The 19,694-nt window shown below is 62.3% G+C and carries 17 protein-coding genes; 10 read left to right on the top strand and 7 right to left on the bottom strand.

The genetic code is table 11. From position 1 onward, the window contains the following. Nucleotides 1–81: 81 nt before the first annotated feature. The 3 genes from SAMIE_RS15260 to SAMIE_RS15250 are packed head-to-tail and all read left to right on the top strand — an operon-like array spanning nt 82 to nt 2,971. Complete coding sequence (locus SAMIE_RS15260; protein ID WP_232037431.1) at nt 82–1,773, top strand: strawberry notch C-terminal domain-containing protein; 1,692 nt, start codon at nt 82–84, stop codon at nt 1,771–1,773. Nucleotides 1,774–1,826: 53 nt separating this feature from the next. After that, on the top strand, nt 1,827–2,240 hold the full coding sequence (locus tag SAMIE_RS15255; RefSeq protein WP_066704113.1) for an MbcA/ParS/Xre antitoxin family protein: 414 nt from the start codon (nt 1,827–1,829) through the stop codon (nt 2,238–2,240). Beyond that, the gene (locus SAMIE_RS15250) at nt 2,237–2,971 is read left to right on the top strand and encodes an RES family NAD+ phosphorylase (protein ID WP_066704115.1); all 735 of its coding nucleotides are present in this window, start codon (nt 2,237–2,239) and stop codon (nt 2,969–2,971) included. The genes SAMIE_RS15255 and SAMIE_RS15250 overlap by 4 nt, the downstream gene beginning before the upstream one ends. A gap of 67 nt (nt 2,972–3,038) precedes the next feature. Here SAMIE_RS15250 and SAMIE_RS15245 read toward each other — a convergent pair whose 3' ends face one another. From SAMIE_RS15245 to SAMIE_RS15225, 5 genes are all read right to left on the bottom strand, one after another. Further along, nucleotides 3,039–3,653 (bottom strand): DUF6933 domain-containing protein, encoded by a 615-nt coding sequence (locus SAMIE_RS15245; protein ID WP_232037275.1) that lies wholly within the window; start codon nt 3,651–3,653, stop codon nt 3,039–3,041. A 123-nt stretch (nt 3,654–3,776) separates the two neighbouring features. Next, entirely contained in the window at nt 3,777–5,201 is a 1,425-nt protein-coding gene (locus tag SAMIE_RS15240) for an SAVED domain-containing protein (RefSeq protein ID WP_126516869.1), read from the bottom strand. Beyond that, nucleotides 5,191–5,655 carry a Mov34/MPN/PAD-1 family protein gene (locus tag SAMIE_RS15235; protein ID WP_066704120.1) on the bottom strand — a complete coding sequence of 155 codons (465 nt, stop codon included), beginning with the start codon at nt 5,653–5,655 and terminating at the stop codon, nt 5,191–5,193. Before SAMIE_RS15235 ends, SAMIE_RS15240 begins: the two co-directional genes overlap by 11 nt. After that, nucleotides 5,633–6,544: a HesA/MoeB/ThiF family protein gene (locus SAMIE_RS23805; RefSeq protein ID WP_232037430.1), complete on the bottom strand. Its 912-nt coding sequence runs from the start codon at nt 6,542–6,544 to the stop codon at nt 5,633–5,635. The genes SAMIE_RS15235 and SAMIE_RS23805 overlap by 23 nt, the downstream gene beginning before the upstream one ends. 773 nt (nt 6,545–7,317) lie before the next feature. Continuing rightward, complete coding sequence (locus tag SAMIE_RS15225; protein WP_197724640.1) at nt 7,318–8,400, bottom strand: SMODS domain-containing nucleotidyltransferase; 1,083 nt, start codon at nt 8,398–8,400, stop codon at nt 7,318–7,320. A 294-nt stretch (nt 8,401–8,694) separates the two neighbouring features. Between SAMIE_RS15225 and SAMIE_RS15220 the strand changes: the two genes are divergently transcribed. After that, nucleotides 8,695–9,216: a ParB/RepB/Spo0J family partition protein gene (locus SAMIE_RS15220; RefSeq protein ID WP_269472495.1), complete on the top strand. Its 522-nt coding sequence runs from the start codon at nt 8,695–8,697 to the stop codon at nt 9,214–9,216. A 61-nt stretch (nt 9,217–9,277) separates the two neighbouring features. Here SAMIE_RS15220 and istB read toward each other — a convergent pair whose 3' ends face one another. Next, nucleotides 9,278–10,060, bottom strand: coding sequence for an IS21-like element helper ATPase IstB (istB, locus tag SAMIE_RS15215; protein ID WP_126516718.1), 783 nt, complete (start codon nt 10,058–10,060; stop codon nt 9,278–9,280). Then, a complete protein-coding gene (gene istA / locus SAMIE_RS15210) occupies nt 10,050–11,573 on the bottom strand; it encodes an IS21 family transposase (protein ID WP_126516717.1) in 1,524 nt (507 codons plus the stop codon). Before istA ends, istB begins: the two co-directional genes overlap by 11 nt. A gap of 223 nt (nt 11,574–11,796) precedes the next feature. Here istA and SAMIE_RS15205 point away from each other — a divergent pair, with 223 nt between their 5' ends. The 6 genes from SAMIE_RS15205 to SAMIE_RS15180 all read left to right on the top strand — a co-directional run bounded on the left by SAMIE_RS15205 (nt 11,797) and on the right by SAMIE_RS15180 (nt 19,670). Further along, nucleotides 11,797–12,798 (top strand): NAD(P)H-dependent flavin oxidoreductase, encoded by a 1,002-nt coding sequence (locus SAMIE_RS15205; RefSeq protein WP_066701917.1) that lies wholly within the window; start codon nt 11,797–11,799, stop codon nt 12,796–12,798. Between the two features lie 2 nt (nt 12,799–12,800). Then, nucleotides 12,801–13,436: a TetR/AcrR family transcriptional regulator gene (locus tag SAMIE_RS15200; RefSeq protein ID WP_066701919.1), complete on the top strand. Its 636-nt coding sequence runs from the start codon at nt 12,801–12,803 to the stop codon at nt 13,434–13,436. A 447-nt stretch (nt 13,437–13,883) separates the two neighbouring features. Beyond that, nucleotides 13,884–15,203: an LLM class flavin-dependent oxidoreductase gene (locus SAMIE_RS15195; RefSeq protein ID WP_232037274.1), complete on the top strand. Its 1,320-nt coding sequence runs from the start codon at nt 13,884–13,886 to the stop codon at nt 15,201–15,203. A gap of 56 nt (nt 15,204–15,259) precedes the next feature. Beyond that, nucleotides 15,260–16,597 (top strand): MFS transporter, encoded by a 1,338-nt coding sequence (locus tag SAMIE_RS15190; protein WP_232037273.1) that lies wholly within the window; start codon nt 15,260–15,262, stop codon nt 16,595–16,597. A 22-nt stretch (nt 16,598–16,619) separates the two neighbouring features. Beyond that, complete coding sequence (locus SAMIE_RS15185) at nt 16,620–17,363, top strand: hypothetical protein (protein ID WP_066701926.1); 744 nt, start codon at nt 16,620–16,622, stop codon at nt 17,361–17,363. A 138-nt stretch (nt 17,364–17,501) separates the two neighbouring features. Next, on the top strand, nt 17,502–19,670 hold the full coding sequence (locus SAMIE_RS15180; protein ID WP_083952566.1) for a TonB-dependent receptor: 2,169 nt from the start codon (nt 17,502–17,504) through the stop codon (nt 19,668–19,670). Nucleotides 19,671–19,694 lie beyond the last annotated feature (24 nt).

Genomic DNA, 19,694 nt, shown 5'->3' with positions numbered 1-19,694 from the left:
ATCGACTATCTGGCCAAGAGCTTTCCAGTCCGGCTTATGGCCGTCTTCACCGACGAAAACGGCAATCCTCGCTCCGAGCCGATGAGCGACGAGCTCGGGGCGCCAGTACTTTGCCGATCGGCACTCGCCGCGCGCGACCGGATGATCGAGCAGCTTTGCGCCTTGCCGCCGATTGCCACTGCGCTCGATGCCATCATCGAACGCTTCGGGGTCGACGAGGTGGCGGAAGTCACTGGCCGCACGCGCCGGCTGATCGTCGGCCGTGATGGTCGCCAGAAACTCCAATCCCGCTCGCCGCGCGCCAATGTGGCGGAAACACAGGCATTCATGGACGGTGCCAAGCGCATCCTGGTGTTCTCCGATGCCGGAGGAACCGGGCGCAGCTACCATGCCGATCTCGCCGCGAAGAACCAGGCTCGCCGCGTCCACTTCCTGCTCGAGCCGGGCTGGCGGGCTGACGCCGCAATCCAGGGGCTCGGCCGGACCAACCGCACCAATCAGGCATCGGCCCCGCTGTTCAGGCCCGTGACGACAGATGTGCGCGGCGAGCGCCGCTTCATCTCGACGATCGCTCGGCGCCTCGACAGCCTGGGCGCTCTGACCCGCGGGCAGCGCCAGACCGGTGGCCAGAACCTCTTCGATCCTGCCGACAATCTCGAAAGCATCTACGCCAAGGAGGCGCTCCATCGCTGGTTCGGCCTGTTGTTCACCGGCAAGCTTGAAGCCGTCAGTCTCGGGCGCTTTCAGGAGCTGACAGGTCTCCGGATCGAAGCGCCTGATGGTTCGATGGTCGACGACCTGCCGTCGATCCAGCGGTGGCTCAACCGCATTCTTGCGCTCCCGATTGCCTTGCAGAACGCGATCTTCGACGAGTTCATGGGGCTGGTCGAAGCGCGCATCGATGCCGCCCGGCAGGCCGGCACGCTCGATCTCGGCCTCGAGACGATTGCAGTCGAGGACTTCACGGTCCTGTCCGACATGCTGCTGCGCACCGATCCGGCATCGGGCGCGACGACCCATCTCCTCGAACTGGAAATCGCCAGGGCCCTGAAGCCGCTCACGCTGACGCGGCTCGAGGAGATTCACGGCATCACCGGGCAGCGGCAGCGCCCGGTTCGGAACGCCCGCTCAGGTCGAGTCGCCTTACTGGTGCCCGCCCGAAGCATCCTTGCCGATGACGGTATGCGCGTGACCCGCTTCGAATTGCTGCGCCCCCTCAAGCGCAGCCACATCACCGAAGATCAGCTGGCCGAGAGCAGCTGGGAGGTGATCTCCGTCGACGTTTTCCGCGAGGCCTGGGTCGCCGAGGTGGGAGAGGCGAGGAACAGCCACAAGCGCGAGCGCCTCTATCTCGCGACAGGTCTCCTGCTTCCGGTCTGGGACAAGCTGCCATCGGATTTCGTTAAAGTCAGCCGTATCTCGGCAGTGGATGGCCGTTCGCTCCTCGGCCGGGAGGTTCCCGCCCATTGCGTGCCCGAACTGTGCCGAGCGCTGGGTCTGGAACGCGAGCTGACGCTGTCCTCCGATGAAATCGTGCAGACCGTTCTAGCTACTGGCCGGGCTGTGGAATTTGCGGGACGCGAGCAGCTCATGGTCAAGCGCAGCCTGGTCAACGGCTCACAGCGAATTGAGCTCACCGGTTGGAGCGTAGCCCGCCTCGACTGGTACAAGGCCCAAGGCTGCTTCACCGAGATCATCCGCTACCAGACCCGGCTTTTCGTGCCGATCGAAGGCGCAGCGAGCGTGATTGCCAGACTGGCATCATCGGCATAGCTCCTTGCCAAATGGCATTAAACACCGTATATGATGCCATATGGAGAAGCGCCATGCTGGCTTTGCAACCCGTTGATACCGCCGCTACCGCCTTCCGGCCCGATCCGATTACCCAGGACGAGGCAGCTGCCATGTTCCGGGGAGTCCTCAATCTGTTCGGCAAATGGGAGCTGGCCGACGAGCAGGCGGCAACCTTGCTCGACATGCCGGTGCGCTCCTATCGCCGATGGAAGGCGGAAGGTCCCGGGCGCGTTTCGCGCGATGGGCGTGCGCGTCTCTCCAACCTCATGGGCATCCACAAGGCACTCCGGATCGTCTTCTCGGAGGCGACCCGTGGCTATGCCTGGATCAGGGCAGCAAATGATGCCTTCGGGGGCTCCAGCGCCCTTGACGTGATGCTCGGGGGCGAACTCACTGACATCATGCGGGTGCGTCGCTACCTTGACGCCGAGCGCAGTGGCTGGTGAGCGGAATAGCGGATATCCCCGTTTCTCGAGTTGGGTGGAAGGGCGCTGTCAGGATCATCCGCAGCGCCTTTCCGCCGATCGACCTGTTCGATGACATCGCTGATCCAGCCGACTGGCCGCTGCTGATCTCTGCCGAGCAGAAGACCAACCCCCGCATAATGGCGACAATTGGCAACCTTGACCTTGTTCCAGTTGACCGGCGGGTCGGGGGCTACGGCGCTTCCTATCTGATGGCGCCGTTCACACATGTCAGCACTGACCGCCCAAGCCGATTCACCGATGGCAGTTACGGCGTGCTCTACGTCGGCGACCGGTTCGAAACTGCGCTGTTTGAGACGATCCACCATCATGCCCGCTTCATGGCGCGGACGAAGGAAGCACCTGGCTGGACCTCGCAGTTCCGCGAAATCATCATGTCAGTCGATGCTGACCTGCATGATCTCCGATCTTCAGCGGCGGAACCGGCACCAGCGCTGGATTCTGACAGCTACGCGGCATCTCAAGCTCTCGCTACGAGCCTCAGGAGCGCGGGATCTGACGGCATTATCTACCCGAGCATTCGGCATGCTGGTGGCGAATGTATCGCGCTATTCTACCCCGACTGCGCGTCGGATCCCGTGCAGAGGCGACACCTCGACTACTACTGGAACGGGGAGCACGTTGACCTCGTCCGTGATGCTGGATCGGGGGCTGTTTACCGCGTTGTCGACTTGCCCGCCGATCCCGCCTGACGGCAGAAGCCCGGTGTAGGGGGCCAAGCGCTCTCAGACCGCCGAACTGAGTGAACTGCCAGCAGGGCTATGCCTGCACACCCGCTCGAACTAGTTCATGAAGAGCTTTGTCTGGCGAAATTGCGCCCTTGTACAGCGGGCTACATGGTGTCTCTGCTAGCTTGGCCGAAATCGCCAGGAGGTCATCATCATCGCCTTTTTCATAGGCATAGGCGGCCAGCCAGAACTCGGCCTGGCGAACGAACTCATTGAGGATACCCACGACGCTCCGGTTCGCCGTCTTGGCGTACTGGACCTTGTCCATCCGCCAGACTTCCTGTGCAATGAATTCGCTTGGGGCGCCGTGCTCTTTCAGGACCAGCGCCAGCTGCGCCGGGAAGCGTCGAGCGAGCGTGGCCGCTGGAGTTAGCGGCATGAGCACGGGAAGCAGCGTGCGCTCAGAAACCAGCAAAGCTACTTGCGGCTTCCAGAACAGGACGGTGGCGTACCAGTTGCCCAGCGCCGTGTCGCTTTGCCCCGGCACAGCGATTTCTGGTTTGATCCGATCAAGTAGCTTTTTGGTGCAATGGAGGTGGAACATCACGGCGGACGATAGTTTTCGCCGCTCAGCGAGTCCATTGACGCTAACGGCCTTGCCATTGGGATGGCAATCTCCGCGGCCATAGCGGTTGTCTAGCCGCATTTTTTGCGTCGTGTGAAACCCTCCCGTCTTTCATTTGCACGTCCGCCACCCGGGCGTTCGCAGGAGACCGAGTGGGCGAGCGAGCTATATGGCATGGGTCGAGATCTCGTCCGCCGATCCTGATCACAAGAGCGCAGTTGGCTCATAGTGCCGTTCGCTCGTCACATATTCGTGAAGCTGGGTGGGCGGCATCGCGTTCCAGCGGTGGCCAAGCGCGACGGCAAAGGCTGCGGGGCCGGCCAGATAGAGCCGTATCCGTCGTGCACCGAGCCGCGCGACAGCCGTATCTACCGTCCGCTTGACTAGCGAAACACTCGCCTGCGCCGCTCTACCCGAGGCTATCGCCTCGGGTATATGAAGGCCCAGCACCGCCTCCGCAGCGATTCCCGCTGAGGCCTCAAGGTCGGTGGACGGGTCGCGCAGCACCCCGACCGCGACGATGAGGGCGTCGCCTTCCAGTCGAGAGGGCTCCTGGATACGCCACGGCGGTGCAGGCTCGCCAGTCGTAGGGCGATCGTCGGTCGACCAGCTGCCGGCGCGTGTCTGGATTTCGAGCTCGAAACCCTGAGTGGACCGTAACGACCAGCCGACCGCTAGTGCTGTGCTGAGCCGGTAGGAACCGCTCAACGCGACTCTCGAAATAGCATGACCGCGCAGCCATCGCGCCGCGCGGTCAAGCGGACCAAGCAGCTTCTCGGCCCAGATGTCCGGGGGAGGGAAGCCGGCATCGCCGCCCGAGAACTGGCTCGCGTCCAATTCCAGCGCGGTCTCATCGGCTTCGTTGCGATCGGATCGGATGTGGAGCGCACAAGCTTGCCCGAGTGGAAGCGGCTTGCCCAACGCCTGCTCCATCGCTCTTCTTAGGTCTGAACGGCCGAGCGGGGTGCCAAGCGAATGGCGTGCGAGGGAGGATAGCACCTCGAACGTGTCGGCAACTCTGCGGGACGGTGCTTCCAGTGCCGGGAAGGCTTGGTCGAGCGCGGCGCCGAAGGTGGCGAGCGCGGTGGCGGCGTCGGGCAGGCTGCGCTCACTCACTTCGACCGCGGACGCGACGAATTCACCGAGTTCCAGGCCATAAGTTTCGACAAGACTATGACGTAGTGCCGCATCGCTCGCCGCCATGATGTCCGCGAAAGGCGCATAGAAGGGCCGTGCCCGGCGTACGCGAAGCGGGTCCCGAGCGAGCCAAGCGAGTGTTGGCGGCAACCGCGGCGTGACCAACGCGTGGACGCGCGTCGCGTTGGGAAACCGCTCTTCGAAGCCGTGAAAGGTCTTGAGTACGTCGCGGACCTCGCTTGGCGAAAGCGCGCCGGCCTTAGCCTGATAGCGTTCGAGCAGACGATGGCGGGGAGACTGGGGTGCGAAGAAGCGGGCTTCCAGATCTTCAAGTCCTTCGAAGATTATTTCCTCGAAGGCTGGGTTGGCGAGCCATGCGGGTAACCGCGCGAGGCCGTCCCAAAGCTGATAGTCGAAACCGCCTTGGGCGATCACGCCCCCCATGCCGCGGGCATCGGTCAGGGCCGGCGCGGGAGGTTTATCAGACAACATCCATCTCCAGATTGGCCTCGAATTCATTGCCCTGCGGATCAAACACCCAGCTGGCCGCCGAAAGTGTGTCGCCGTCAAGCCGAACGATCATTAGCACCGCGAAGCTGCCGGCGAAGCGGGCGTCACCCACCAGCGCCCGCATCGTCGCGAGGTCCGTGCCGCTTGGATGCACCGCGAAGCTCGGATGGCTGTGCCATTCGCCAATGTAATTGTAGCGTGTATAGCGATGCTCGGTGCGATCGAAAAAGTGCATCGCATCGCGTGCGGCCTGCAGCAGGTCGACCATAAAGCGCGCGAAGCTCCCGCGACGCGCCTGGATGGTGAGCTCGGTCACGTCGAAATCGGACGGCGCAAGCTGCTCACCGAACAGCTGTCCGCCGATCTCGCGCTTGCCGGCCTTCTCCAGCGCCGCGACGAGCCTGGCGGTCTGATCAACCGGCAGCCTTAGCCGCATCGAGCCATTCCTTGAATAAATCGAGTGCGAAGGCCCGGGCCTCGACATCCTCTCCGCTGGTGCCCGGACACCGTTCGCCGACGCTCAGCCGGATCGTGTGACCATGGCCGTCGAACAGCCAGTGCCTGCTGTAACCGAGAAGGAGCCAAGCGGAGTCGGGCGGAGCGGGCGCTCCGTCGAGGATGTCTAGGACGACGCGCGCCGCATGCCCGGCGGTCATGGTGACTGCGGCATCGTCCGCAACGATCGGCGCACCGTCGCCGGCGAGCATCTCGTAGCGCCGGGGACCGGGCTCTGGCGGGGCCACGCCTTGCTCATCGCACCAGGCGAGAAAGGTCGCCCGCCCATCGACGAACGGCGGATCTCGTTCGGGCAGCGCCGTCGCCACAAGCGCGCCAAGCCCGCCCTCGAAGACCTCGACTGACACGAACGGGCGCTCGTTCGCGTCGGCAAGAGCACCGAGGAAGAGCGCAGTTGCCGGATCGCCGGTGGCGTCGACGATGACACTGCAATCGGCAACGGCCTCGACCTGCCAAGCGTGTGATTTGGCCGATCGCTGCCAGTTGAGATTGCTGTCGACCACGCGGATGTCGGCGCCGGGCGCGATGGCAAGAAGGCGGCGCTTGAGGCCATTGACTTTGCGGAACCCTACGTCGCGCCACTCGAGCGCGTGCCGCTCGAGATTGTCGGGGAGGAGTACGTCGCCGTCGATTAGCGTCAGGAGGCCGAGGCCGGATCGGACCAGCGATTCGGCGAGCTTGGAACCGATAGAACCCGCGCCAACGATCGCGACGCGCTTGCACTCAGCCGCTGCCGATCTCGCGGACCGCGCACCGCTCTCGTCCGGAAGCACAAGAATCCGGCGACGGTGTGTGGCGCCATCCGCCATCAGGTGGAACCCGGCAATGTCCGCCTCGCCCGTGAAGAGAATGATGGCAGCGTTCGTTTCGAGGGCCAAGCTGGCCATGTCCGGCTGCAGGTCGGCAGCTGCCACCAGCGCGGCCCGATCTGGCACGCCTGCGGGCGCAGACCGGGCAGAGACAAATACCGGAATATCGAAACGCCAGTTGTGGATGTCCGCGCCTGGCGGCCGGCGAAGCAAGAGCCGGTCCTCGGCGTCATGGACGAGAATCGGCCAGACTTCGTCAGCCGCCATCCAGCGCAGTCCCACCAAGTCCAAGGCGATTCCCGCTCCTATCCGCTCGGCGCACCGTTGGCCGATCAGGACGGGATTGAGGTCCCAGTCATAGGCCTGGACCTGTCCAATCCGATGATCCGAAGGCGCGCGTTCGCCGCCTTCGCCCAGCGGATCCTCGGTCACGAGCAAATTGTGTGCGCTACGTAGCACATCGGCCCCGGTCGCTTCTGCCGTCCAATTGTCCGGTCGCAGCTCAAGGCAGAGCACGCCCTTGCCATATTGATGAGTGGACCAGCGCGCCTCATCCTGCGGCTCGACCCAGGGCGGGACCTGCGGAAACTGGTCAGGATAGATCAGCCGGACCGGATAGCGCTGCCCGTGGGCCGAGATGATGGCTTCGGCAGCGAACCGCGCGTCGTCGAACTTCCATCGGGTGAACTCCAGCCAGTCCTCGTCGCGCGCCAGCGCTTCGACCGCCGCGCGCTCGGCAGCGAGCCGGGCAGAGTCGGTGAGCCACCAGAACCTCAAGCGAAGCCGCGCGGCTTGGCAGGAGGCGCAGCCATCGCATTGGGGAAGGTGTATCCGGCGGCCACCGGTGCCGCCGCGGCGAACCCGCCATAGGTCGAGGCCTTGGCCGGCGTCGCAGTGGCCTTGAAGCGATCGCCGAACACCCGGCGCCACTGCCGTGTTGCTTCCTCGATATCGTCGGCGTCCTGCGCCCGGCGGGCGATGCCGGCATAGACGCGAACCTTCTCGATGAATTCCGTCCACTGGGCGACCGAGACCTTTCCCAGGATGTCGTTCGAGCCATCCGCGGGGTCGGCGATGAATGGCTTCTGGCCGATCGAGGCGTGATAGCCATAGGCGTCGTAGATATTCTCAAGCAGTTGAGCGAATGCCTCGCCGTAATGCGTCTCGCCGGTGGGCGCGTGCAGCCCGACGAGCACTTCGAGGACGAAGCCCTTGGGGCGCCGACCGGTTAGCGGGTTGATTCGGCGCCACCATTTGAACAGCTTCACGAGCGGCTTGAACCGGCCGCCGAACCGCGTGTTCTGCGCCGAACTCCAGCTGGTGTGGACCGGGGGATTGGTAAACTTCCAAGTGCCCGTGTCGCGGTCGGGAATCATGTAGCCGTTCCATGTCGATGCGACCGGAACGATGTCCATCTCCGCCTGCCAGGTCTCGACCCGCACCGAGCGTTTGTTGATTCGCTCGACCTCATAGCCGTCGCCGCCGTCTTCGAGGGCCTTGCAGACCTCCTTCAGCACCGTGTCGGGATGGTCGTCGGTCGAAAAGTTCGTCACGATGATGATGTCGACATCGGGCCGCTCCTGCCCGTTCGACGTCGAGCGCGGGCGGATGGCAGAGTCGCGAGCATAGCTTCCTGAAAGGAAGCTGGTCACATATCGGTCCTTGAACTTCGCCTGCGTGCGCAGATGGTCGCGGATGCCGGTGTGGCCGCCGGACGCGCGCGTTTTGGTCGTCGTGCTCGGCTCTATATCCTGCAGCAGTTCGCTGAATCGCGTATTCGGAACGGGCATGAATCCCCCAAGGTGTTCCCTATTCGTTTCAATATGGGAGTGCTCCTTTGGTCGCGCAAGATGCACGCTTCAAACTTGGTGGAAAGCTGTGGTGCACAATCGGGTAGAAGTTGCGGCTCAAGATTTTGCCTTGCTGCATCGCCCGACGGAGCAGTCGCGCATCGGCGAAATTAGGTCAGCTGAACGATTGGCGCGAAAAACATACAGTGCTCCAGAGTCCGCAACCATGGTCATTCGTCATTGCCCGCTACTATCGGCGAATTTGCTGCGAGCGCATGAGAGGGGAGTGGGCTTTGCCCTGATCGAGCCAGTTGGGCGTCGAAGGTCGATGCACCGGGCTCACAGTCAGGAGTGTGTCCCATGATCAAGTCGATCCCGCTGAACAAACTCGTCCAATCTCCCCGCAATGTCCGTCGTCACAGCGATCCGGCGGCAGATGCCGAACTCAAAGCCAGCATTGCAGCGCATGGATTGCTGCAGAACCTCATCGTCCGTCCCGCTGCCAAGGGCAAATTCGAGGTCGAAGCTGGCGAGCGTCGTCGCCGAGCGATGCTCGCGCTGGTGGACGAAAAGATCTTCGCCCGCGATCACGAAGTCACGTGTTTGGTCCTCGAAGACAGCGCCGAAGCCGCCGTCGAGACCAGCCTCGCCGAGAATTTCCACCGCCTCGCCATGAACGCAGCCGATGAAGCCCAGGCTTTTGCCGCGCTTGTCGCAGGCGGCGCGACCGTCGAAGACGTTGCGCGCCGTTTCGGCCTGACGGTCCGCTTCGTCGAGGGGCGTCTGCGCCTCGCTACGCTTGCGCCGGTCGTGTTCGAGGCGCTGGCCTCCGGGGAAATCACCCTCGACATTGCCAAGGTGTTGATTGCTGCTGAGAAGTGACCCGGGGTTTTCATCGAGAAGTGACCCACCTTGCGATTATGTTTCGGATGTCAGGGGTGGGTCAAGATGGGGTTTTCTCCTTCCGGGTTTTGGGCTGCTGAGCGGAGCTGTTCTTGAACCTGAAGCTGTCGTTGCCGGTCTCGAGGATGTGGCAGTGATGGGTGAGCCGATCGAGGAGCGCGGTGGTCATCTTGGCATCTCCGAACACGGTGGCCCATTCGCTGAAGCTGAGGTTGGTGGTGATGATGACGCTGGTGCGCTCGTAAAGCTTGCTCAGCAGATGGAACAGCAGGGCGCCGCCTGAGGCGCTGAACGGCAGATAACCAAGCTCGTCGAGGATCACGAGATCGGAGTGGGCAAGCCTTCCGGCGATCTGCCCTGCCTTGCCCTGCGCCTTCTCCTGTTCCAGCGCGTTGACCAGCTCGACCGTGGAGAAGAACCGCACGCGCTTGCGATGATGCTCGATGGCCTGGACGCCTAGGGCGGTGGCGATGTGGGTCTTGCCGGTTCCGGGTCCGCCGACCAGCACGATATTGTCGGCCACGTCCATAAACTCGCAGCGGTGAAGCTGGCGGACCAGCGCCTCGTTGACCTCGCTGCTGGCAAAGTCGAAGCTCGCCAGATCGCGATAGGCCGGGAACCGTGCGATCTTGAGCTGATAGGATACCGACCGCACTTCCCGTTCGGCAGTCTCCGCCTTCAAAAGCTGGGACAGGATCGGGACGGCCGCGTCGAACGCGGGCGCGCCTTGCTCCATGAGATCGGTGACGGCCTGCGCCATGCCATGCATCTTGAGGCTGCGCAGCATGACGATGATGGCGCCGCTGGCGGGATCATGACGCATGGCGGTTCTCCCCGCGCAGCGCATCATAGCGTTCCACATTGGCAAGGGGCTCGCTGACCAGCCTCAGCGCCTGGGGCGCCGTGATCGGCGGTGTCGTCAGCGGCTTGCCGTCGATCAGCCGGTGCAGCAAGTTGAGGATATGGGTTTTGGTCGGAACACCGGACTCCAGCGCCATGGTAACCGCGCGCAGTACGACCTGCTCGTCATGATGCAGCACCAGGGCAAGGATCTCGACCATCTCTCTGTCGCCGCCGGGAGCGCGCAACAGATGGCGCTGTAACCGCTGGAAGGCATCGGGCATCTCTAGGAACGGCGCGCCATTGCGCAGGGCGCCAGGCTTGCGCTGGACCACTGCCAGATAATGGCGCCAGTCATAAACAGTGCGTCCTGGCCCATCATGGGATCGTTCGATGATGCGCTGGTGTTCGCACAGCAACTGCCCCTCGGCCACCACGAGGAAGCGGTCGGGATAGAGCCGCACGCTGACAGGGCGGTTGGCAAAGGATGCCGGCACGCTGTAGCGGTTGCGCTCCAGATGGACGAGGCAGGTCGGTGAGACCCGCTTGCCATATTCGACAAAGCCGTCGAACGGCCTGCCCATCGGCATCAGGCTTGCCACCTCCTCGGCCCAGGCATCAGCGACAGAGCCCGGTTCGATCCCGTGCGGGATATCCTGCCACAGCGCCTTGCAGCGATCCTCCAGCCAGCTGTTCAGGGCGTCGAGCGTCTCGGTCTGGGGAACGGGCTGCCACAGGCGATGCCGCGCATCCTGGACGTTCTTCTCGACCTGCCCCTTCTCCCAACCCGCTGCCGGATTACAGAACTCTGCCTCGAACAGATAATGGCTCACCATCGTGAGGAAGCGGGCGTTGACGGTCCGATCCTTGCCGCGCCCGACCTTGTCGACGGCAGTGCGCATGTTGTCATAGATGCCGCGGCGCGGCACCCCGCCCAGCACGCGGAACGCGTGATTATGGGCGTCGAACAGCATCTCGTGGGTCTGGAGCAGATAGGCTCGAACGAAGAAGGCCCGGCTGTAGCTGAGCTTGAAGTGTGCAACCTGCAGCTTGGTGCGGACACCATCGATGATCGCCCAGTCCTCGCTCCAGTCAAACTGGAATGCTTCACCCGGTGCGAACGACAACGGCACGAAGGTGCCCTTGCCGCTCATCTGCTGCTGGCGGCGATAATCATCGCGCCAGGCACGAGCAAAGGCCGCGACACGGCCATAGGACCCGTCAAAGCCCAGGCTCACCAGATCGGCATGCAACTGCTTGATCGTGCGCTTCTGCTTGCGCGATCGGCCCATCTCTCGCCTGAGCCAGACCGTCAGCCGATCGACGAACGGATCCAGCTTGCTCGGCCGCTCGGGCACTTTGAACTGCGGCTCGACTGTGTCTGACCGCAGATATTTACGGACCGTGTTGCGGGATAGACCGGTACGCTTGGCTATCTCCCGGATCGACAGATGATCGCGGTAATGCCAGCGCCGGATGACGCTCAATAATGCCATGTCCAACACTCCATGGTCCCCCGCTCAAAGCCAGGGACGTGTTCAAACATGGGTCACTTCTCAGTGAAAATTACTGGCTTCCCCGGGTCACTTCTCAGCAGCAATCAACATGAAAGCGGATGAGCGAACGGCGTAGCCCGCCACAAAACATCCAAACCCCCTTGAGAAACACTGTTACTACTAGTAACGATGTTTCCGAAAACTGAGCGAGGGAGGTCGCATCATGCGCACGCGAATTACCAAACTGCTGAAGGTCGAGCATCCGATCGTGCAAGGCGGCATGCACTTTGTAGGCTTTGCGGAACTGGCTTCAGCGGTCTCGAATGCGGGCGGGCTGGGCATTATCACTGGTTTAACACAGCGAACGCCCGAGTTGCTGGCGAGGGAGATCGCCCGCTGCCGCGACATGACGGACAAGCCGTTCGGCGTGAATCTCACTTTCTTGCCGACTTTCTCCCAACCACCCTATCCCGAATATATCCAGGCGATCGCGGAGGGCGGCGTGACGATTGTGGAAACCGCCGGCCGCAGTCCCGAAGAGCATATGCCGACGCTCAAGGCGGCCGGCATAACCGTTATCCATAAATGTACATCGGTGCGCCACGCGCTCAAGGCAGAGGCCGTTGGCTGCGACGCCGTGAGCGTGGACGGCTTTGAATGCGGCGGCCATCCGGGCGAGGATGACATTCCGAACATGATCCTGTTGCCGCGAGCAGCTGAAGAGTTGCGCGTTCCGTTCCTGGCATCCGGCGGGATGGCCGACGCGCGCGGCCTGGTTGCGGCCTTGGCGTTAGGCGCGGATGGCATCAACATGGGTACGCGCTTCCTTGCAACGCAGGAAGCCCCGGTTCACGCCAATGTGAAGCAAGCGCTGCTCGACGCGACCGAGCTCGATACGCGGCTGATTATGCGTGCGTTGAAGAACACCGAACGCGTGCTCAACAACGACAATGTCATGCGTCTTCAGCAGATCGAAAAGGAAAAAGGAAGCAGCCTCACAATCGAAGACATTCATGACCAGGTTGCAGGCGTCTATCCAAAGGTCATGCGTGATGGCGATATGGACGCGGGCGCATGGAGCTGTGGCATGGTCGTCGGCCTTATCCGCGACATTCCCACTGTCGGAGAACTGATCAGCCGAATCATGGCCGATGCCGATCGCATTATCCGGCAGCGTCTGTCGAATTTCCTTGATGAAACCCTTCCCGATCAACAAACACTGTAGCTATGGCGATATCTGGCGCGACTGGCGACATTCGGGCAGCCCGATCAGCGATGGAGGCGGAGTGTCATGCCACTCTGCTGTCGGCTGCGGCGACATTATTGAGCGAAGAAGGTCCCGCAGCGTTGACGGTGCGCCGTGTCGCCGAAAGGGCGAATTCATCGACGAAGATGATATATACTCATTTCGGCGGCAAGGATGGGTTGCTCGAAGCGCTCTATCTTCAAAGCTTCGCTGCGCTCGAACAGGCATTCAAGGCACATGTCGCGGAGACCGATTGTGCGAAACGCTTGGCATCTATGCTGAATGCCTATCGTGCGTTTGGGCTTCGCGAGCCGGCGCTTTACAATGTCATGTTCGGCGACCTTGGCCGCGCATGGGAAGCGCCTGCGGACTGTCGGAAGCAGGCCTGGCGCAGCTTCGAAACATTGCGAGATGCAGTGCTGGATAATCTGCCCGCCGCACATGCGGTTGATGCGGAGCAAGTGACACATGCCTTGTGGTCTGCCGCCCATGGGGTGGTTAGCTTGGAGCTACGAAAGCTGATTGGGCCACGCTCCATGCCGGACCAAATATTCGACAATGTCATAAGCTCAATCTGTGCAGCCAATGGAATGGTTTGCAAGGTCGGAACCGCTTGAGCATGGACCGCTGGTCCCCCGGCGCCATTCGGTCGAGCGCGGCTCGGTGCGCAAATTTTTGATCAGGTGAGCATCTGAACCACTTTCCGGCTCGACTGGGGGTGCTCAGGGAGCGCAAGGGGTTGAGTCAACGGGGTCTTGCTACCCCGGTTTCTGGGTCGTCGGCCGCTTTCGCTCGCGTCCATCGTGTTAAGCGCTTTGCCCGCTCCTTTGATGCCCAAGCGGCTCCGGTCTCTCCTATCCTCAACTGGTCGCAAAGGGCACGGCCGGCGCCTGCGGCCCGCTGCGAAATCGGTGGCTGCAACGGATGTCTGGGATTCGCGAGGGGGGCAGAGCCGGTATCTTGACTTACCGATCCGTATATGTTCAAGCTTTGTCGGATAAGGGAATGGCTGAATCAGCCGATAGGATTTTCCCAATGTGGAGGATGGTATGCAGTCTCGTCAGATGAAATTTGGCGTGATCTTGGACGGGGTGGGCGGACCGAGCTGGGCCTGGCGGCGGGAGCATATCGAGCCGACGGCCAGCACGGATATCAACGCCTATATCGCCGAGGCACAGAGCGCCGAGGCGGCGAAGATCGACTTCGTCTTTATTGCGGACACCCTGTCGATCACGCCCAAATCTTCGCCGCATTTCCTGAACCGGCTGGAGCCGATGACGCTTCTGGGCGCGATCGCCGCGCACACGTCACGCATCGGCATGGTCGGGACATTGTCAACATCCTTTACGGAGCCCTTCACCGCCGCCCGGCAACTCGCCTCGCTGGATCGGATCAGCAAAGGGCGCGCCGGTTGGAATATCGTCACATCAGCTATCGAAAGCGCGGCGCACAACCATAGCCAGGATGCTCTGCCGCCGATAGACGACAGGTATCGCCGCGCGCTGGAGCATGTCACGGTCGTGCGAGCGCTGTGGGACAGCTGGGAAGACGACGCATTTGTGCCCGACAAGGTGAGTGGCCGGTTCTTCGATCAGTCGAAGCTGCATGCGCTCAAGCATAAGGGCGAGTTTTTCCGGGTGGACGGCCCGCTTAACATCGCGCGCTCGCCCCAAGGGCATCCGGTACTCTTTCAGGCGGGCGCGTCCGACGGCGGTCGCGACCTTGCCGCAAAGACCGGCGATGCGATCTTCGGTGTTGGGCGCACGCTTGAGGATGCCAAGGAATATTATGACGATATCAAGCGGCGGGCCAAAGCCTTCGGACGTGCGGCGGAAGAGATCGTCTTCATGCCAGGCGTGGATGCGATTGTCGCCGAGACACAGGAAGAAGCCGAGCGAAAATATGAGGAAGCCTGCGCTTATGTCAGTTATGAGGAAAGTCTGAGCTGGATGAGCTTCTTCTTCAGTTATCACGACTTTTCCAAATATGATCCCGATGAACTCTTCCCCGACGTGGGCGACGTCGGCCAGAATTCCTACCGCAGCGTCACCAATTATATCAAAGGCGTCGCCAGCCGCGAAAAGCTCACGCTGCGCCAACTGGCCCGCAGGTTCGCGATTCCGCGCACCGACTTCATCGGCGGCGCGGAACAGGTGGCCGATGCATGCGAGCGCTGGTTCAAGGCCGGCGCGGTCGACGGTTTCATGCTAAGCGCGTCCGTCGGCAGGTTGCAGGACTTCTACGATCTGGTCGTGCCCATCCTCCAGAAGCGGGGCCTGTTCAAGAAGGACTATGAGGCGGACACCTTCAGGGGCCATCTCGGACTTCCGCCGGTGCCCAACCGATACACGGTTGCCCGTGAAGGCGGTCGTGGACGCGACTAAGGCGGAAGGGGAAACAAATGTCATCGGCGCCTGCGATTGAACCGCTTGCTCGCGAAATGGGGCAAGGCCCACGGTCGGTCATCGATGCGGCGCTTGATGATCATGCCCCGACAACGGCGCATAGGCGGCTGTTCTGGCTGATCTGTGCCGCCTTGTTCGTGGACTTTTTCGACCTGACCATGGGCGGCGTGATCGCGGCCAGTCTCCTGCGCGAAGGGTGGACGACGCTTTCGCTGAACTCGATGTTCTTCTCGGCCGCGGGGCTAGGGGCTGCCGCCGGTGTCTTCGCGGCAGGAATATTGGCCGATCAGATCGGCCGGGTACGGGTCCTTCAGTTATGTCTCGGCCTCATGACCGTCGGAACATTGCTGTGCGCAGGGGCGCCGACCATGGAATTCCTGATCGCGGCCCGGGTTCTCGCCGCCATCGGCATGGGCGGGGTGCCGACCATCAGCTACGTCTATCTGAGCGAAGTGCTGCCGGCGCGGGTGCGCGGCGCCTGGATCAGCGGCGCCGGCGTGGCGGTCGCGATGTCCAGTACCGCAGCGTCGGTCACCGGCTATTATATGCTGCCGCTGGGAGGCTGGCGGCCCATGTTCCTGCTGCCGGTTGTTGCTGGTCTGCTCCTGATCGTCATGCTGGGGATGGCACCGGAGTCCCCACGCTGGCTGGCCGTTAGGGGGAGATGGCAAAGGGCAACGCAGGAACTGGCAAGAATCGCAGCCGCGGCGCCGACATTGATCGCGGCTTCACGGACTGTCGCCAATCCAGTCCCGGCCGCCGCCACGGGGCCGACGGCGGGGCCGGGCGCCTTGTTTCGCGCGCCACTGCTCAAGCGACTTCTGCTCGCCATGGGGCTGGCCATTGCCGCGACCGTGACCAGTAACAGCGCGGTGGCCTGGATGCCGACCGTGCTGATGGAAAGTGCGTCGGTCGAACGCGGCCTTGGCGACAATTTCGTCATCATGCTGGGCGCTCCGCTGGGCAGTGTCGTCGGCTATTTCATCCTGAGCCGCGTGAGCAGGCGCGGGGCGCTTGCCGTCACGTCGATACTGGGCGCAGGCATCGCTGCGAGTTGCGCCTTTATCGGCCGGGATGCGGGACTCATTCCGCTTGCCCTTGTGCTGATGGCACTGATCAATCTCGTCTGCACGATCATCCTCGGCGTCTATCTGCCGGAACTGTTCCCGACGGCGCTGCGGGCGCGCGGAAGCGCCTTTGCCCTGACAGCATCGCGGCTTTCCCTCATCGCGGCTCCCTTCGCCATGGCGGCGGTGCTGGCGGCCTATGGGCGGCCGGGGGTCATGTTGAGCCTGATGGCCTGTTTTCTGGTGGTGACGCTACTTGTCACCGCGCTTGGCGTCGAAACGGCGTCGGGACCGCTTCAGGACTGATTGCAATCCAAGGGGACATAATATGCGCGTAATCGATCCTGCCGACGTTGAGCCGACGGTGAACCCGGCGTCCGTGGAGCATCGTGAGGGACGTCAGGTTCATCGCCGTATTCTCTCGCTGATGACCGGCGGTCCGGCGAGCATTGATCTGGGCTACAACCGGACGGCGGAGGGGGTCGATTTCGCGATACCCTATGCCTATGATCGGGACGAATTCTGCTATACGGCGGCAGGATCGGCGCGCATGCAGAACGATGGCGAGACGTGGGATTTCGTCGCGGGTCAGTTCATGTGGCGGCCGGCTGGTGCTGCGACCCAGCGCATCACTGCCACATCGGCCTATAATTCGATTTGCGCCTTCGGTCCGGCACGAGTGGATGGCTGGAGCCATATATTGCCGGAAAGCTACCATCAGGCGGACGAGGGCGCCGCTGCGCGGCCACGGGTGCAGTTTCTGAATGCACTGGATGTTGCCCCCAGCGCCAATAGCGATGCAGGCGTTACCTACCGCCAGATATTCGACACGCCGCATATGGAAGTGGCGCATATCAGCCTTGATCACGGCGCACGCGCCGACTTGTCGCAGGCCGGGCGCGATCAGGTCTATTTCGTTGAAGCGGGCACTTTCGCGGCGGTGACAGGTCAGCAGGACATCGCCGTGCGTCAGGGCCAGTTTTTCATTGTCACGGCGACGGATCATTTCGACGCGCTGATTGCAGAGCAGGATTGCGTCCTCATCCGCTGGTCCGCACCCGGCCGCGACTGACCGGAGCGGTAAGGCCTGAGCGTACGCATATGCGGCATCTGTTACCGATCCGACAAAGGTTAATTGACTTACGGATCGGTATGGGTTAGCTCCGCTCCATAATAGGCCATCAGATATAATCATTCGGGGGAGTTATATATGACACGGTCCGTTGCGTTTACTTTGCTGAGTTCGACGGCCCTCGCGATCACGTCGCCGGGGTTAGCGCAGACAGGTGATGACAGCAGTGCGCCGGCAGCGCCGGCAAAAGTCGCGCCAGACGCTGGCGAAGGGCTGGGCGATATCGTGGTGACGGCCCAACGTCGCGCCCAGGCGCTCCAGTCGGTCCCGATTTCGGTGCAGGCGTTCACGAGCGAAAAGCTGGACGCGTCCGGCATCACGAACACGGCGGACCTTGCGCTGATTACGCCGGGCCTTGTGGTCGCGCGCGGTGTCGGACTCAGCTCGCCCTTCCTGCGCGGCGTTGGCAGTTCGAGCAACGGTCCGGGCGTTGAGAGCCCCGTCGCGACCTATGTCGACGGCGTCTATTACGGGTCCAAAGCGGATGCGATGTCGAGCCTCGCCAATGTTGAGCGCGTCGAAGTGCTGAAAGGGCCGCAGGGCACGCTGTTCGGGCGCAACGCCACCGGTGGCCTGATCCAGATTATCACGCGCGATCCATCCTCGACGCCCGGCATGAACGCCAGGGTTGGGTACGCTAATTATAATACGGTGACGGCCAGCGGCTATGTAACGGGCGGTCTTGCCGAAAATGTCTCCGCCGATCTTGCTGTCGACTATCTCGATCAGGGCAAGGGCTGGGGCTACAACACCACCAACGGCAAAGATGTGAACCTCACCAACAGCTTCCTGGCGCGGGCGAAACTCCTCATCCGGCCGAGCGACGATACCAAGATCGTCTTGGCAGGCGATTATAGCGAGCGCGATTCCGACGTGGGCGCGACAGTGCGGTTCCTGGACGGCTTCACCCCCGTCAGCGGCCAACCCTATACCGGGCCGCGCTATGGTGTGCAGAACGACGTCGATCAGTTCTTCCGCTCGAAGGCGCGCGGGGCGAGTGCGACGCTCACGCATGACTTCAACGACATTACGTTCACGAGCATCACGGCATATCGGCGCACCAACTACTCTCTTGCGCTGGATTCCGACGCCAGCCCGGCGCCGACGCTGCGCTTCGACACCAGCGTGCGGGAGCGTCAGTTCAGCCAGGAAGTGCAAATGTCGGGCGGCGCGCCCAGCTCGCTTGAATGGACTGCCGGCCTTTTCTACTTCAACGGCAACGGTCACCAGACCATTTCCTTCGCGGGCAGCTTCTACCGCAACTTGGCCGCCACGCAGACGACGCGTTCCTATGCCGCCTATGCGCAACTGACCTATCCGATCATGGAGAATACCCGTCTTACGCTCGGCGCACGCTATAATGCCGAGAAGCGGGCGCTTTCGGGACAGCAGTTCAACCTGACGGCGAATGGAACGGTACTCAGCACCATCACCGTGCCGCTCGGAACCGATGCGAAGTTCAACAAGCTGACGTGGCGTGTGGCCCTCGAACATGACCTTGCCGACGACGTGCTCGGCTATGCCAGCTATAATCGTGGTTTCCGGAGCGGCGGCTTTAATCCCAGCGGGCTGACCACTCCGGCATTCCGGCCCGAAGTTCTCGATGCCTTTGAGCTGGGCCTGAAGTCGAGTCTGTTTGACCGACGCCTTCGCCTCAACCTTGCTGGCTTTTACTACGACTTCAAGGACATCCAGCTGAGCCAGTTCGCGCTCGGTGTCCAGACCGTGCGGAACGCAGCGCGGGCGGAAGTGTACGGCGTCGATCTGGACATGGAGGCGCTGCTGACATCGCGGCTGCGCCTGACAGGCAGCTTCGAATATCTTAAGGCCCGGTATAAGTCGTTCCCGGGTGCCGCTATCGCATCGCCGCGTCCAGGGGGCGGCAACGTGATCATGATCGGTGATGCTTCGGGCAACGACATGATCCGCGCGCCCCGTTTCACAGTCAGTGCTGCGATGGACTATTCGCTGCCTCTCAACGCCGACACATCCGCTGATTTCAACGTCACCTATTCCTATAATGACGGCTATTTTGGGGAGCCGGATAATCTTCTGTTCCAGCCGGCTTTCTCGCTGGTGAATGCCAGGGCCACGCTCAATTTCAGCGACCGGCACAAGATATCTATCTGGGGCCGCAATCTGACCGATAAATATTATACGGCGATCCTTAACGCCGCGACGGTCGGGTCCGTCGGCTCACCGGGCGAACCCCGGACCTACGGCCTGACGTTCGAAACCCGATTCTAACGTATAGGGCGGCACAGGAAGTAT

The organism is Sphingobium amiense (assembly GCF_003967075.1).
Classification (GTDB): Bacteria; Pseudomonadota; Alphaproteobacteria; order Sphingomonadales; family Sphingomonadaceae; genus Sphingobium; species Sphingobium amiense.
Note: the sequence above shows the minus strand (reverse complement) of the source record. Positions and strands in the feature narration are given on the sequence as shown.